We start from the raw sequence: 14,678 nt of genomic DNA, 5'->3' as shown, positions 1-14,678 counted from the left end.
GCTATATTGCTTTTGGCATTGCCGAAGTATGCCGGTCTTGTAATGTAACCAACCGTTCGATATAGGCTATATCTTTCGGCTCAATAGAAAATGCAGAATCAACCCAATCCTCCGTGATATCCATCAGTTCTGAACGCGTTAATTGCAAAACACGTTGCCGAACCCTAATCATCGCTCTCATACCATTTAACTTTGGCCTGATCGTATCTATAAAGGTACGAGTCGCAAGATAAGCATCTCCCGGCTGAAATAACTTATCAACAAGACCACGGCTCTCATACCATTCCGCAGCATGAGATTCACCTGTCCAAATCAGTTGTTCTGCGACTCTCATCCCTGCTTTTCTGGCAACAAGTGAGTAGCCTCCCATGCCAGGAAATAGATTAAATGCAATTTCTGGGAACCCCATTCTGGCTGTAGTTTGTGCCAGAACAAAATGATGGGCTAATGCTGCCTCAAACCCCCCACCTAATGCACTCCCTTCAATCATCGCAATAGATATGGCACCAATATCAAAGCCACGGGAAGCCGCATGAACACAGTCTACACATGCACGCGCATAGGCCATTAACGCTTCTCGTTTGCGGTTTTTAATCATATGCGCGAAAAAGTTCAAGTCCCCCCCTACATTAAACATATTGGGTACCACCGAACCCGTCACCCAAAAATCAAAAGGTAATTTTGATTCTTTAGCGGCTTGTGCAAGTGTCATAATATTTTCAATTAACTCCAGATTAAAACAAGGGCGCGGGTGGGCATGCAGCAACATCCACATCGTATTACGCTCTTCTTCGTAATACGCCGATATTTGGGATAAGTGCCCAGCCTCAGAAAAAGGGCGGCAGCTAGGAAGATTAATCATATTCATATTCCATCCAATGAGTTAGTTAAACACAGATAATGCTATTTCTGCCGAATCCTCATTGAGGACACGCTAAGCTTGCCGCAGTGATGGCAACTTAAGCTGGCAGATAAATAGTGAGTCACCCAATGGATAAATGATGAGAAAACCAGTAAAAATTTTAACAATACGCATGTTTAGGTCTGAGTTAAGGCATTCAATAGAATATACATTGCCAAGAAGATAGAATTTCAGATGAAAAAAACCTGCTGTTACGGATAAAATACTGTCTGATCTTTATGCCTGACGGATTCTTTTATGCTGCAAATTCTGCACTTTCTTTTAGCGTTAATGACTATTGCAATACTGGCTTTGTTAGTCAGTCGTGACCGAAAAAATATTAGGCTGCGCTATATTTTTCAGTTATTGGTTTTAGAAATTGCACTGGCTTATTTCTTTTTACACTCAGAAAGTGGCCTGGGTGCAATAAAGTATTTTGCCGGATTATTTGAAACTCTGATGAAATTCGCCGCAGTCGGTACCAGTTTTGTTTTTGGCGGTATGAACGAACAAGGCTTAGCATTTATATTCATGAACGTTCTTTGCCCGATCATTTTCGTTTCCGCGCTGATTGGCATTTTACAGCATTTTCGTATATTGCCACTCATCATACGGGTTGTGGGCACGTTGTTATCCAAAGTAAATGGCATGGGGAAACTGGAGTCTTTCAATGCCGTGAGCACATTGATTTTGGGGCAATCAGAGAACTTTATTGCTTACAAAGGAATTATTGCTGATATATCACCACGTAGAATGTACACCATGGCAGCAACGGCGATGTCAACAGTATCCATGTCGATTGTAAGTGCTTATATGACCATGCTTGAGCCAAAGTTTGTAGTAACTGCGTTAATATTGAATATGTTTAGTACTTTTATTGTCCTCTCTATTATTAATCCTTACCCAGTGGCTGACGAACCCGAATTAAAGCTAAACAAACTTCATGAAGACCAAAGTTTTTTTGAGATGCTGGGTGAATATATTCTGGCTGGTTTTAAAATTGCAATGATTATAGCTGCGATGTTAATTGGCTTTATTGCCATAATTTCTGCTATTAATGCTTTATTTAGTAGCTTATTCAACATCAGTTTCCAAGGAGTACTGGGATATCTATTTTATCCGCTCGCGCTACTGATCGGCATTCCTACTCAGGATGCGTTGCAAGCAGGGAGTATTATGGCGACCAAACTGGTGGCAAATGAATTCGTTGCCATGATTGAGTTAAAGAAAGTAGCAGCCGAAATGTCTCCACGTGGCTTGGGCATCCTTTCTGTCTTTTTAGTATCTTTTGCTAACTTTGCCTCAATTGGTATTGTTGCTGGTGCCATCAAAGGGCTAAATGAGCGACAAGGGAATGTCGTTTCACGATTCGGATTAAAACTGGTCTATGGTTCAACCTTGGTCAGTTTACTTTCTGCCGCCGTTGCAGGGCTTATTTTGTAATAAGGTAAGCTTTTACTCTAAACCAACAATAGGGCTATCAGCCTTTTATCTCTTGTAAATTGAAGATAAAAGGCTTGAAATTGACGTTAGAAATCTACGCACACAGTAGTATCAACCCGCATAACAGATTCTTGTGCAAACTGCTGTTTATAGCGGGAACGCACAGCTTCGATGGCACCTTCTTTGCCATCTTTATGAATGAGGACCAACGCCTTACTGCTTTCTTTGGCAACTTGCCCATTATTTCCTAACCATTGCCCTTTGGCATCAATTACGGTCAAACCTTCATTGAAGCGGCTGGTCACATCATTATCGACAAAAGACTGCCATTCAGCGATAGAAATAGCGGGACCATGAGGCCGATTCAAACCGAAATAGAGTGTGGTTTGTGTCATCGGCTCACCTTTAATACAGGCCGGAGGTACCACTTTCACCACAGCGGTGTTTGCATGACCAGCACTGTCAACACAACCGCTCAGTAATACCCCGATAGCAACCATACCGGCAAACAATGCCCCACGATAACGCGACGGATTAACACGATTGTCCATGAACAAATCTCACTGAAATAAAAGATAAAAACTACCACCCGCAGCATGACTCTGCAATCAGGCAAGAAGATCATACAGGCGCACAGGCATGCTCTTACAGGGCTTTAATCTGCTATTTTTACCCTATAATTACTAATGGATTATCATTAACATTTTCTTTTTTTATCTATATTTATTAGCTAAATAATTTATAAATTGATTAGTTAAAGTAATCTTAAACACATGACTTAGAAAATCTCAGTCGCGACAGCCAGCCATAGTCACTACTCTGCGGCCTTTACTGCCCTTAAGAAATTTGACTCATTATGCTACTCAGTGTTCTTTATATTATTGGTATTACAGCCGAAGCTATGACCGGGGCACTGGCTGCGGGCCGCCGCCAAATGGATATGTTTGGTGTCATTATTATTGCATCTGCAACGGCAATTGGTGGTGGTTCAGTCCGAGATATGCTGCTGGGCCATTATCCGCTTGGTTGGGTTAAACACCCTGAATACATTGTTATTGTCGCCGTTGCTGCAATCGTCACAACTTGGATGGCCCCGCTAATGAAGCATTTGCGCCATTTGTTTTTGGTGCTTGATGCGATTGGACTGATCGTTTTCTCTATTATTGGTGCACAAATCGCTCTTGATATGGGCCACAGTACGATCATTGCCGCTATTGCGGCCGTCATTACCGGCGTTTTTGGCGGCGTCCTGCGCGATATGTTCTGTAACTGTATCCCATTGGTATTCCAGAAAGAAATCTATGCTGGTATCTCATTTGCTGCCGCTTGGATCTACATTGCTTTGCAATACACGCAACTGTCACATAATTGGGTTGTTATCATTACACTCGTCACAGGGTTAAGTGCGCGGCTGCTAGCATTACGATTCCGGCTGGGGCTGCCAATCTTCAAATATGAACATTCAGAGCATTAAGCCAGGGTCTGTACGGATTTACTCCTCGTGCTAAAACCCTGCAATGTTCTGGTGCGATAGGAAATCAGCCATAGCTTGTACCTCTGGGTGGTGTAAAAAACGCGTAATTTGTTTTGCCCGAACCGGCCCTATACCCGGTATTAAGCCCCACTCTGCAATACTGCGTTGTTGTAGTAGCCGCCACGGAGAATTGACAACTATACCCTGCGCAAACCCCAACGCCTGTAGCCATTGGGAAAAGGGTTTTTGCCTTGTGCTTTGAAATTGCTGATAAATATTTTCAGCACGTGCTGTCCCTATACCAGGAACACCCGCTATTTGGTCTCTAGTAAGGGATAGCCACCCCACCAAATCATTGATAAGCCCATGATGGATCAGGTCTCGCCAATAGCCACTACTGATACTTTGTATATCTAGCCCTTTGGGGCCACTGAGCCATATCAAACGAGAGAGAAGTTGTGGTTCACACTCAGGAGATATAAGGCGAAAACAACTCAATTGATGGAATTGGTCTCCCGCCGGTGGGGTGAATTCCTGCCGTTGGCTTACCCGCCAAACAACACTCTCTAGCCGTGGAATGCCATGCCCAGCCAATGCGATAATAATTTGATCGCCAGATGTAATATCCCATTGCCGCCAACGAGAGACTGAACCTACATTCACTCGCCGAATCCATTTATCATCAATTTTTACTGGTGAAACCAGTAAAACAACGGTCACTCTACCGGTGCGGCCTATCGTAAAATGTATATCTTTAATTTCGGTAATTTGCTGTTGTGCGGGGTATTTCCACGCCACGGCCCAGTATCCTGGAACGGCCTGCCAGTTGCGCCCAGCAGGTTCCGCTGCCTGTCGGATAACCACGCCATCAGTTACAAAAGGCAGCGCTGTGTGAAACCAGTGATGACGAAAGTGTGCAACATCGCGGCTTGATGCTATTGGTTTGCTGTATTTAGCAGTCAAGGGGAAGCCCATCGCCTGCAATAGTTCCCCTTTCTCCACCATGCTGCTTGGCCCATCAGGCCATGCCCATATAAAAATGCCCAATTGAGGCAGTAATGCCGCTGGAGACTTGCGCATAAGTGCACCCGCAACCGCCGCTCTGGCATTGACACCGCCAGACGACGCTTGTAAGTGGTCGCCCATTTGCAGGAATAGTTCCCCTTGCAGCGTTAACCAAGGAGGAGCGGTAGCAATATATTGAGGAATAGCAGTAATAAATGGCGCTTTGTCAGTCCAGTTCTGGCCTTTCAAACCATTTCCTCGACTGAGCAGTTGTATTAGTTTTCCATCCTGATACACCAGTGTTACTGCAACGCCATCCACTTTTGGCTGAACCCAGAGACTTTTCCGCCCCACCATCCAATTCGCTAATGCAGCTTCATTTTTAAGCTTTTTTAGTCCGGTATGGGCAACCGGATGACGAAACGTCCCATTACCAGGAATTAGCGTGTTTCCGTAATTATCCGGCAACCGATGGCATGACTGCCATAGAGCTAATTTCTCCTGTAATTGATCGTAAACATCATCTGCAATCAGACTAATACCTTGCTGATGGTATGCCACACTCCACTTATCCAGTTGTTGTTTGAGAGTATTAATTTCAGCAGACATTCTTTCTGGCGGCCATTCAGGGCAGGCAGCTCCCGCTCCGGCGGCCCAATGTGTAAAACTGGCTATCAACAGTATGACGATTTTTAAATTCCGCATATTCATCAGCACCCTTCCTTGGTGGCAGGCAGTAAAACCTGAAATACCTTATTCGTCGAGAACCAAAAAAAATAAATGCGGGCGTTACCGAACAATACTTATCAGCTTGCTGCAACAAGCTGAAATTACGCAATCTTCGCCGCAAAATCAGAAAATCGAACTGTTTATAGTCGAAACATTCGGGTGAAATGTGTTGTAACGCTGCATCACGCGTAGCAGCCGTGTATACTGTGCGGAGATTCACACTTCTGCTTTCTATATACACCCAAAGTAATTGGCGTTGCGGATAGGTAGCAAGCGAGCAAATCCTGATGTGCTGACTAAAGTCAGTGATTCTGGTGAGAGAGGGCCGCTAACACCGCTGTAACGTCAAGAAAGAAGGGTATATCAACCTAATCAACTGAAACGTCATCATGGTCCAAGGCACGCTATACATTGTTTCCGCGCCCAGTGGGGCAGGGAAATCAAGCCTGATTCAGGCTTTGTTAAAAACACAACCGCTGTACGACACGCAGGTTTCTATTTCGCATACCACGCGTGCAATACGTCCGGGTGAGAATCACGGTGAACATTACTTCTTCATTTCTAAAGAAGAGTTTTGCCAGATGATTGATGACGATGCTTTCCTTGAGCATGCCAAAGTCTTTGAAAATTACTATGGCACCTCACGTCTGGCTATTGAGCAGGTTCTAGCAACCGGCGTCGATGTATTTTTAGATATCGACTGGCAAGGTGCGCAGCAAATTCGTGCCAAAATGCCAACCGCGCGCAGTATTTTTATTTTGCCTCCATCCAAAGAAGAACTGGATCGCCGCTTGCGGGGCCGTGGGCAAGATAGCGAAGAGGTTATCGCAAAGCGAATGGCGCAAGCTGTCGCCGAGATGACCCATTACGCAGAATATGATTATTTAATCGTAAATGATGATTTCAATCTGGCTTTATCTGATCTGAAAACCATTATTCGCGCAGAAAGACTGCGTTTAGGCCGCCAGAAACAGCGGCATGACGCTTTAATCACCAAATTATTGGCAGACTGAACCGAGTTTCAGTATCATGCCCCGTCATTTCGTCACCTGTGGAGTAGCAGAATTATGGCACGCGTAACTGTTCAAGACGCTGTAGAGAAAATTGGTAACCGTTTTGACCTGGTGTTGGTCGCTGCTCGTCGGGCACGTCAAATCCAGTCCGGCGGCAAAGACGCACTGGTTCCAGAAGAAAACGATAAAGTTACTGTGATTGCGCTGCGCGAGATCGAAGAAGGCCTGATTACTAATCAGATCCTCGATGTTCGTGAACGCCAAGAACAGCAAGAGCAGGAAGCCGCAGAGATCCAAGCGGTAACCGCAATTGCTGAAGGTCGTCGTTAATTAGACAGCGAGTCTGCCTTGTACCTGTTTGAAAGCCTGAATCTGCTGATTCAACGTTACCTGCCAGAGGAGCAGATTAAGCGCCTCAAACAGGCATATCTTGTTGCACGTGATGCTCACGAGGGTCAGACACGCTCCAGTGGTGAGCCTTATATCACTCATCCTGTTGCCGTGGCCTGTATTCTCGCGGAGATGCGGCTCGATTACGAAACCTTAATGGCGGCGTTGTTACATGACGTCATTGAAGATACTCCTGCCACATATCAAGATATGGAGCAGTTGTTCGGGAAAAGCGTAGCTGAGCTGGTCGAGGGAGTTTCTAAACTCGATAAACTGAATTTCCGTGACAAGAAAGAAGCCCAGGCGGAAAATTTCCGCAAAATGATCATGGCGATGGTGCAGGATATCCGCGTTATCTTGATCAAACTGGCTGACCGTACACACAATATGCGGACGCTGGGTTCCTTACGCCCAGATAAACGTCGCCGCATTGCACGTGAAACCCTTGAAATATATAGCCCACTTGCACATAGGCTGGGTATCCATCATTTAAAAACCGAGCTGGAAGAGCTGGGTTTTGAAGCGCTCTACCCTAATCGCTATCGCGTAATTAAAGAAGTGGTGAAAGCCGCGCGTGGTAACCGCAAAGAGATGATTCAGAAAATCTTGGCGGAGATTGAAGGGCGTCTGACTGAGGCAGGTATTCCTTGCCGGGTCAGTGGTCGTGAAAAGCATCTCTATTCTATTTATTGCAAAATGAATCTGAAAGAGCAGCGCTTTCACTCCATCATGGATATCTATGCTTTTCGGGTTATCGTCAAAGAAGTCGATACTTGCTACCGCGTGTTGGGTCAGGCTCATAGCCTGTACAAACCACGGCCAGGTAGAGTGAAAGACTATATCGCTATCCCTAAGGCTAACGGCTATCAATCGTTACATACCTCATTAATCGGCCCTCATGGGGTTCCGGTTGAGGTACAGATCCGTACTGAAGATATGGATCAAATGGCCGAAATGGGGGTTGCTGCACACTGGGCTTATAAAGAGCAGGGTGAAACTGGCACCACCGCACAAATTCGCGCTCAGCGCTGGATGCAAAGCTTGCTTGAATTACAGCAAAGTGCGGGTAGCTCATTTGAATTTATTGAAAGCGTGAAATCTGATTTGTTCCCTGATGAGATTTACGTTTTCACCCCGGAAGGGCGTATTGTTGAATTACCTGCCGGTGCAACACCTGTCGATTTTGCCTATGCCGTGCATACCGATATTGGTCATGCTTGTGTAGGTGCGCGTGTTGACCGCCAACCCTACCCACTTTCTCAGTCACTGAGCAGTGGCCAGACCGTTGAGATAATTACTGCTCCGGGCGCTCGGCCAAATGCTGCCTGGCTGAACTTTGTTGTCAGCTCGAAAGCTCGAGCCAAAATTCGCCAGTTGCTAAAAAATCTGAAGCGTGATGAATCGGTGAGCCTTGGCCGCCGGTTACTGAATCATGCGTTAGGGAATGGTCGAAAACTGTCTGATATTTCTGAAGAGAATATCAAACATGAACTGGACCGTATGAAACTGGCGACGCTAGATGATTTGTTAGCAGAGATTGGCTTGGGTAACGCGATGAGCGTGGTGGTGGCGAAAAACCTACTGGGTGACCTATCAACACTGGCAACTTCTGGAACCCGTAATCTGGCAATCAAAGGTGCCGATGGTGTCCTTATTACCTTTGCCAAGTGCTGCCGTCCTATTCCTGGTGACCCGATTATCGCTCATATCAGCCCAGGTAAAGGTTTGGTTATCCATCATGAATCTTGCCGGAATATCCGGGGCTACCAGAAAGAGCCTGAGAAATTTATGGCGGTTGAGTGGGATCAAGAGACTGAACAAGAGTTCATTGCTGAAATTAAAGTCGATATGTTCAATCAGCAAGGCGCTTTGGCAAATCTCACCGCAGCAATCAATGCAGCCGAATCTAATATTCAGAGCCTGAATACTGAAGAGAAAGATGGCCGGGTATACAGTGCATTTATTCGCCTGACTACCCGTGACCGAGTCCATCTGGCTAACATTATGCGTAAGATTCGTATCATGCCAGATGTGGTTAAAGTCAGCCGTAACCGTAATTAACGCCTATGAATCCTCAACGCTATGCGCGGATTTGTGAAATGCTTGCGACCAGGCAGCCCGATTTAACGGTTTGCCTGGAGCAAGTACATAAACCTCATAATGTATCCGCTATCATTCGTACTGCTGATGCCGTCGGTATTCATCAAGTACATGCAATTTGGCCAACGACTCAGATGTATACAAGGTTGTCCTCCGCAGCCGGAAGCAACAGTTGGGTGCAAGTCAAAACACACACTCATATTAGTGATGCCATTGCTCATCTAAAATCACAGAATATGCAAATTCTGGCGACTCATTTATCTGATAATGCTGTTGATTTTCGCGAAATAGACTATACGCGCCCAACCTGTATTTTGATGGGGCAGGAGAAGACCGGTATCTCTGAGGAAGCGTTAGCACTCGCGGACCAAGACATCATTATTCCGATGATCGGTATGGTGCAATCACTCAATGTTTCTGTCGCCTCTGCGTTGATTTTATATGAAGCCCAACGGCAGCGGCAAAATGCAGGTATGTATCAGCGAGCAAAAAGTGTATTGCCCGAAGATGAGCAACAAAGGTTGCTGTTTGAGGGGGGCTACCCCGTATTGGCACAAGTCGCCAAACGCAAAGGACTGCCTCAACCGCATATTGATGAGCAGGGTCAGGTCATTGCCGATGCGCAATGGTGGTCTGCTATGCAATCCACGGAGTCTTAAATGAAAGGCCGCCTGCTGGATGCCGTACCCCTCAGTACACTTTCCGGTGTTGGCGCAAGTCAGGCTGGGAAACTGGCTAAAATGGGGCTGGAAACCATCCAAGACCTACTGCTTCACCTCCCATTGCGTTATGAAGATCGTACAAGGCTATATCGCATCGGCGATTTAATGCCTGGCCTCTCCGTTACCGTTGAGGGTGAGGTTCTGCGTTCAGATATTACCTTTGGCCGCCGCCGCATGATGACCTGCCAAATCAGCGACGGTAGCGGTGTTCTCACTCTGCGTTTCTTTAACTTCAACGCTGCAATGAAAAACAGTCTGTCTCCGGGGAAGCATGTTATCGCCTACGGCGAAGCCAAACGGGGTAATACTGGGCCGGAGATCATTCATCCTGAATATCGGGTGCATGGCGAGAATATTGGCGTTGAATTGCAAGCATCACTGACACCGGTTTATCCCACCACCGAAGGGATTCGTCAGGCGACATTGCGCAAACTTATCGATCAAGCACTGGCGATGCTGGATACCTGTGTTATTGCCGAATTATTGCCGATTGAGTTAAGCCGCTCACTCATTAGCTTGCCAGAAGCTATTCATACTCTGCATCGCCCACCAGCAGATATTCAATTGGCAGATTTAGAGCAGGGCAAGCATCCTGCACAGCGGCGATTAATCATGGAAGAACTGCTCGCTCATAACCTCAGTATGCTGGCTGTCCGAGCGGGTGCGCAGAGTTATCGGGCATTACCGCTCTTGGCAGAGCAGCAACTCAAACAACGTTTTCTGGCCGCCCTACCTTTCACCCCCACTCACGCGCAACAACGAGTAGTGGCGGAGATCGAGCAAGATATGGCCCATAACTTCCCAATGATGCGATTGATTCAAGGGGATGTTGGCTCCGGGAAAACATTGGTTGCGGCACTGGCCGCACTGCGTGCCATTGCTCATGGCAAGCAGGTTGCCTTAATGGCACCCACCGAGTTACTGGCAGAACAGCATGCCACCACTTTTCGCCAATGGCTCGAACCCTTAGGGCTGCAAGTGGGCTGGCTGGCTGGCAAGCAAAAAGGTAAAGCGCGTATAGCGCAGCAAGAAGCGGTTGCCAGCGGTCAGGTTGCGATGGTTGTTGGCACCCACGCGATGTTTCAAGAACAGGTGCAGTTCTCTGGACTGGCGCTGGTTATTATTGATGAACAACATCGTTTTGGTGTTCATCAACGGCTCGCTTTATGGGAAAAGGGCGAGGAACAAGGCTTCCATCCGCATCAGTTAATTATGACCGCAACCCCAATTCCAAGAACGCTAGCCATGACTGCCTATGCTGATCTTGATACCTCGGTAATTGACGAGCTTCCGCCAGGCAGAACGCCAGTGACCACAGTAGCAATCCCTGGTACCCGCCGCAGTGATGTTATCCAACGAGTTAAAAATGCCTGTCTGGAAGAGGGGCGGCAAGCTTATTGGGTCTGCACACTGATTGAGGAATCTGAAGTACTGGAAGCGCAGGCCGCCGAGGTAACGTGTGAAGAACTGAAAATTGCGTTGCCGGAAATTAAAGTCGGCTTAGTTCATGGGCGCATGAAAGGGCCGGAGAAACAGGCCGTTATGCTGGCCTTTAAACAGGGTGAGTTGCAACTCTTGGTCGCCACCACGGTGATCGAGGTTGGGGTGGATGTGCCTAACGCCAGCCTGATGATAATCGATAACCCAGAACGCTTGGGGTTAGCGCAATTACATCAGTTACGAGGGCGTGTTGGCCGTGGTGCTGTCGCCTCTCATTGCGTATTACTCTATAAAACACCGTTGAGTAAAACCGCCCAAATGCGTTTACAAGTGTTGCGTGATAGCAACGATGGCTTTGTGATTGCACAGCGGGATTTGGAAATCCGTGGTCCTGGCGAGTTGTTGGGAACGCGGCAAACCGGAAGCGCGGAGTTTAAAGTGGCCGATTTACTGCGTGATCAAGCAATGATTCCCGAAGTTCAACGAGTAGCTCGCCATCTGCATCAGCAATACCCAGAGCATGCACGCGCCTTGATCGAACGCTGGTTACCAGAGCGAACACGTTACACTAACGCTTAATAAATAAGGGGCAGGTAAACCCACCCCTAAGTGCAGTTACCCTACCACCGCTGGGAATATTGGCAGTAAAAGATACAGCTTAATCACGATCGCATTAGCGATATCAATAAAGAATGCGCCAACCATTGGTACCACTAAGAACGCCAAATGAGACGGACCAAACCGGTCAGTAATGGCTTGCATATTAGCAATCGCAGTCGGTGTCGCGCCAAGGCCGAAACCACAATGCCCCGCCGCCAATACCGCTGCATCATAGTTTTTGCCCATGACACGATAAGTAACAAAGATAGCGTACAACGCCATCGCCAGTGCCTGAACGGACAAAATCACCAACATCGGTAATGCCAGTGAAGCCAGCTCCCAGAGTTTTAGGCTCATCAGCGCCATCGCCAAAAACAGTGACAGACTAACGTTACCCAACACTGATACCGCGCGATCAAAGACTTTATAGAAGCCGATTGCCGACAATGTGTTGCTAAGGATAACTCCGACAAATAATACGCAAACAAAGATTGGCAGCTCAAACATCGAACCTAGCAACCAACCCGCAATCACATTGCCGGCCATCAGGCAGATAGCGATCATGGCGATAGTTTCAACTAACACCAGCGAGGTTATCATGCGCCCCGCCGAAGGCTTTTCAAATGCGGAAGGGACTTCGCTGTCCTCCGGCGTACCATCGGGTGTGGAAGAGTGTTTCACCAGGTAGCGAGCTACCGGGCCACCAATCAAACCACCCAGTACCAAACCAAATGTTGCACAAGCCATAGCAACTTCTGTCGCATTTTCAAAGCCATAGCGCTCAGAAAAGAGTTTACTCCAAGCAGCGCCAGTACCATGCCCACCCGATAAGGTAATTGAGCCAGCTAATAGCCCCATCAACGGGTCTAACCCCATCAATTTAGCAAGCGCAATACCAATCGCGTTCTGCATTAACAGCAAGCCGACAACCACAAACACAAATACGCTCAAGGCCTTGCCACCGGAACGTAAGCTAGCCAGATTGGCATTCAAACCAATAGTTGCAAAGAATGCCAGCATCAAGGGATCTTTGAGCGACATATCAAAACTGATTTCCCAACCGAGAGTCTTTTGCATTAGTAACATCAAGAAGGCAACCAACAAACCCCCAGCTACCGGTTCAGGAATAGTATATTTTTTCAGGAATGGGACAGTTTGTACGAGTTTTCGGCCTAATAATAAAACCAAACAGGCCGCGACTAGCGTGCCATAGGTATCGAGATGAAACATCTTGGTACTCCATGCGATTAAAATATCGATTAAAAATATGACGTTAGACAGTTCCTTAAAAACGCCAAAACAGTTAAGGAAGGGATTAGAAAAAAAAACGCCGCCAATTACAAGTTTAGTAATAGAAAAATGCGAGTGAGTACCAGATAGAATTATTTTTAAAAAACGCAGCGCAACCGATTGCTTTTGTGAGGCGGATCATTAAAATGCCCTCTTTGCCGATCCGGGAATGCCACTCCATGTCTACGCAATCCGCCGAGCTTGATACTCCACAGCAAGCAACCACTCGCCCCAGCGAATTGATTTACCGTTTAGAAGACCGCCCTCCACTCGCCCAAACATTGTTCGCCGCTTGCCAGCATTTATTGGCGATGTTTGTCGCAGTGATAACCCCTGGCCTATTGATTTGTCAGGCTCTGGGGCTACCCGCGGAAGATACCCAACGCATTATTAGCATGTCGCTGTTTGCATCCGGCTTGGCGTCGTTGCTGCAAATTAAAACCTGGGGGCCGATTGGCTCGGGCTTACTATCGATTCAGGGCACCAGTTTTAACTTTGTTTCACCATTAATTATGGGGGGTCTGGCACTGAAAAACGGCGGCGCAGATATCCCAACTATGATGGCGGCACTGTTCGGTACGCTGATGGTGGCGTCCTGCACCGAAATTATACTTTCCCGCTTCCTGCATCTGGCGCGCCGCATTATTACCCCATTGGTATCCGGTATCGTGGTGATGATCATCGGCCTGTCATTGATTCAGGTTGGGCTGACATCTATTGGTGGCGGTTATGGTGCAATGAGTGACCATACCTTTGGTGCACCGAAAAACCTGTTATTAGCAGGTGCCGTATTAGTCGTGATTATTCTCCTCAACCGCCAGCGTAACCCGTATTTGCGTGTGGCCTCGTTGGTCATTGCAATGGCCGTGGGCTACTTGCTGGCCTGGTCACTGGGTATGTTGCCAGAGAGCCGCCCGGTGGTAGATACCGCACTGATCACCATTCCAACACCGCTCTATTATGGTCTCTCTTTTGACTGGAATCTGCTGGTGCCACTGATGTTAATCTTCATGGTCACCTCACTGGAAACCATCGGTGATATCACCGCGACCTCGGATGTTTCTGAGCAACCGGTGCATGGCCCCTTGTACATGAAGCGCCTAAAAGGTGGTGTGCTGGCGAATGGTTTGAACTCCATGCTGTCAGCCGTATTCAACACCTTCCCTAACTCCTGCTTCGGCCAGAACAATGGTGTGATCCAGTTAACCGGTGTTGCCAGTCGTTATGTCGGTTTCGTTGTCGCACTGATGCTGATTGTGCTGGGTCTGTTCCCAGCGGTTGCGGGTTTCGTGCAACATATTCCTGAGCCCGTTCTGGGGGGCGCTACGCTGGTGATGTTCGGTACCATTGCCGCTTCCGGCGTGCGCATCGTCTCTCGTGAAACACTCAATCGCCGCGCTATTATGATTATGGCTCTGTCATTGGCAGTTGGTATGGGTGTTGCACAACAGCCCCTGATTCTGCAATTTGCGCCAGATTGGATCAAAACGCTGCTTTCTTCCGGGATTGCTGCCGGTGGTATTACTGCCATTGTACTTAACTTGCTCTTCCCACAAGAAAAATAATCTTTG

Annotated in this window: 12 protein-coding genes; 8 read left to right on the top strand and 4 right to left on the bottom strand. The window is 47.3% G+C overall.

The features are described 5' to 3' along the window. Position 1 precedes the first annotated feature (1 nt). Positions 2 to 868: a crotonase/enoyl-CoA hydratase family protein gene (locus A6J67_RS03635; protein WP_032907602.1), complete on the bottom strand. Its 867-nt coding sequence runs from the start codon at positions 866 to 868 to the stop codon at positions 2 to 4. 291 nt (positions 869 to 1,159) lie between these two features. Between A6J67_RS03635 and A6J67_RS03630 the strand changes: the two genes are divergently transcribed. Then, the gene (locus A6J67_RS03630; protein WP_042568881.1) at positions 1,160 to 2,344 is read left to right on the top strand and encodes a NupC/NupG family nucleoside CNT transporter; all 1,185 of its coding nucleotides are present in this window, start codon (positions 1,160 to 1,162) and stop codon (positions 2,342 to 2,344) included. A gap of 86 nt (positions 2,345 to 2,430) precedes the next feature. Here the strand turns inward: A6J67_RS03630 and A6J67_RS03625 are convergent, their stop codons facing one another. Continuing rightward, positions 2,431 to 2,895 carry a DUF3574 domain-containing protein gene (locus A6J67_RS03625; RefSeq protein ID WP_005191112.1) on the bottom strand — a complete coding sequence of 155 codons (465 nt, stop codon included), beginning with the start codon at positions 2,893 to 2,895 and terminating at the stop codon, positions 2,431 to 2,433. A 305-nt stretch (positions 2,896 to 3,200) separates the two neighbouring features. Here A6J67_RS03625 and A6J67_RS03620 point away from each other — a divergent pair, with 305 nt between their 5' ends. Continuing rightward, positions 3,201 to 3,818 carry a trimeric intracellular cation channel family protein gene (locus A6J67_RS03620; protein ID WP_005191115.1) on the top strand — a complete coding sequence of 206 codons (618 nt, stop codon included), beginning with the start codon at positions 3,201 to 3,203 and terminating at the stop codon, positions 3,816 to 3,818. 30 nt (positions 3,819 to 3,848) lie between these two features. On the opposite strand, the gene ligB is transcribed toward A6J67_RS03620, so the two are convergent. Continuing rightward, positions 3,849 to 5,534, bottom strand: a complete 1,686-nt coding sequence (gene ligB, locus A6J67_RS03615) for an NAD-dependent DNA ligase LigB (RefSeq protein ID WP_042568879.1) — start codon at positions 5,532 to 5,534, stop codon at positions 3,849 to 3,851. Positions 5,535 to 5,941: 407 nt separating this feature from the next. Between ligB and gmk the strand changes: the two genes are divergently transcribed. From gmk to recG, 5 genes are read left to right on the top strand one after another with little or no spacing between them, the layout of a single operon-like run. Continuing rightward, positions 5,942 to 6,565 (top strand): guanylate kinase, encoded by a 624-nt coding sequence (gmk, locus tag A6J67_RS03610; protein ID WP_005191120.1) that lies wholly within the window; start codon positions 5,942 to 5,944, stop codon positions 6,563 to 6,565. 54 nt (positions 6,566 to 6,619) lie between these two features. After that, on the top strand, positions 6,620 to 6,895 hold the full coding sequence (gene rpoZ, locus A6J67_RS03605; protein ID WP_004392061.1) for a DNA-directed RNA polymerase subunit omega: 276 nt from the start codon (positions 6,620 to 6,622) through the stop codon (positions 6,893 to 6,895). 18 nt (positions 6,896 to 6,913) lie between these two features. Next, positions 6,914 to 9,016, top strand: a complete 2,103-nt coding sequence (spoT, locus tag A6J67_RS03600) for a bifunctional GTP diphosphokinase/guanosine-3',5'-bis pyrophosphate 3'-pyrophosphohydrolase (RefSeq protein ID WP_005191125.1) — start codon at positions 6,914 to 6,916, stop codon at positions 9,014 to 9,016. Between the two features lie 5 nt (positions 9,017 to 9,021). Continuing rightward, positions 9,022 to 9,714 (top strand): tRNA (guanosine(18)-2'-O)-methyltransferase TrmH, encoded by a 693-nt coding sequence (gene trmH, locus A6J67_RS03595; RefSeq protein ID WP_042568878.1) that lies wholly within the window; start codon positions 9,022 to 9,024, stop codon positions 9,712 to 9,714. After that, positions 9,715 to 11,796: an ATP-dependent DNA helicase RecG gene (gene recG / locus A6J67_RS03590; protein ID WP_050297716.1), complete on the top strand. Its 2,082-nt coding sequence runs from the start codon at positions 9,715 to 9,717 to the stop codon at positions 11,794 to 11,796. A 36-nt stretch (positions 11,797 to 11,832) separates the two neighbouring features. On the opposite strand, the gene gltS is transcribed toward recG, so the two are convergent. Then, positions 11,833 to 13,047, bottom strand: a complete 1,215-nt coding sequence (gene gltS / locus A6J67_RS03585; protein WP_042568876.1) for a sodium/glutamate symporter — start codon at positions 13,045 to 13,047, stop codon at positions 11,833 to 11,835. A gap of 239 nt (positions 13,048 to 13,286) precedes the next feature. Between gltS and A6J67_RS03580 the strand changes: the two genes are divergently transcribed. Beyond that, positions 13,287 to 14,672, top strand: coding sequence for a uracil-xanthine permease family protein (locus A6J67_RS03580; protein WP_005191141.1), 1,386 nt, complete (start codon positions 13,287 to 13,289; stop codon positions 14,670 to 14,672). The last annotated feature ends 6 nt before the right edge of the window (positions 14,673 to 14,678 follow it).

This window comes from Yersinia sp. FDAARGOS_228 (assembly GCF_002073315.2).
Lineage (GTDB): Bacteria > Pseudomonadota > Gammaproteobacteria > Enterobacterales > Enterobacteriaceae > Yersinia > Yersinia intermedia.
This window is presented reverse-complemented; position numbering and strand designations above follow the sequence as displayed.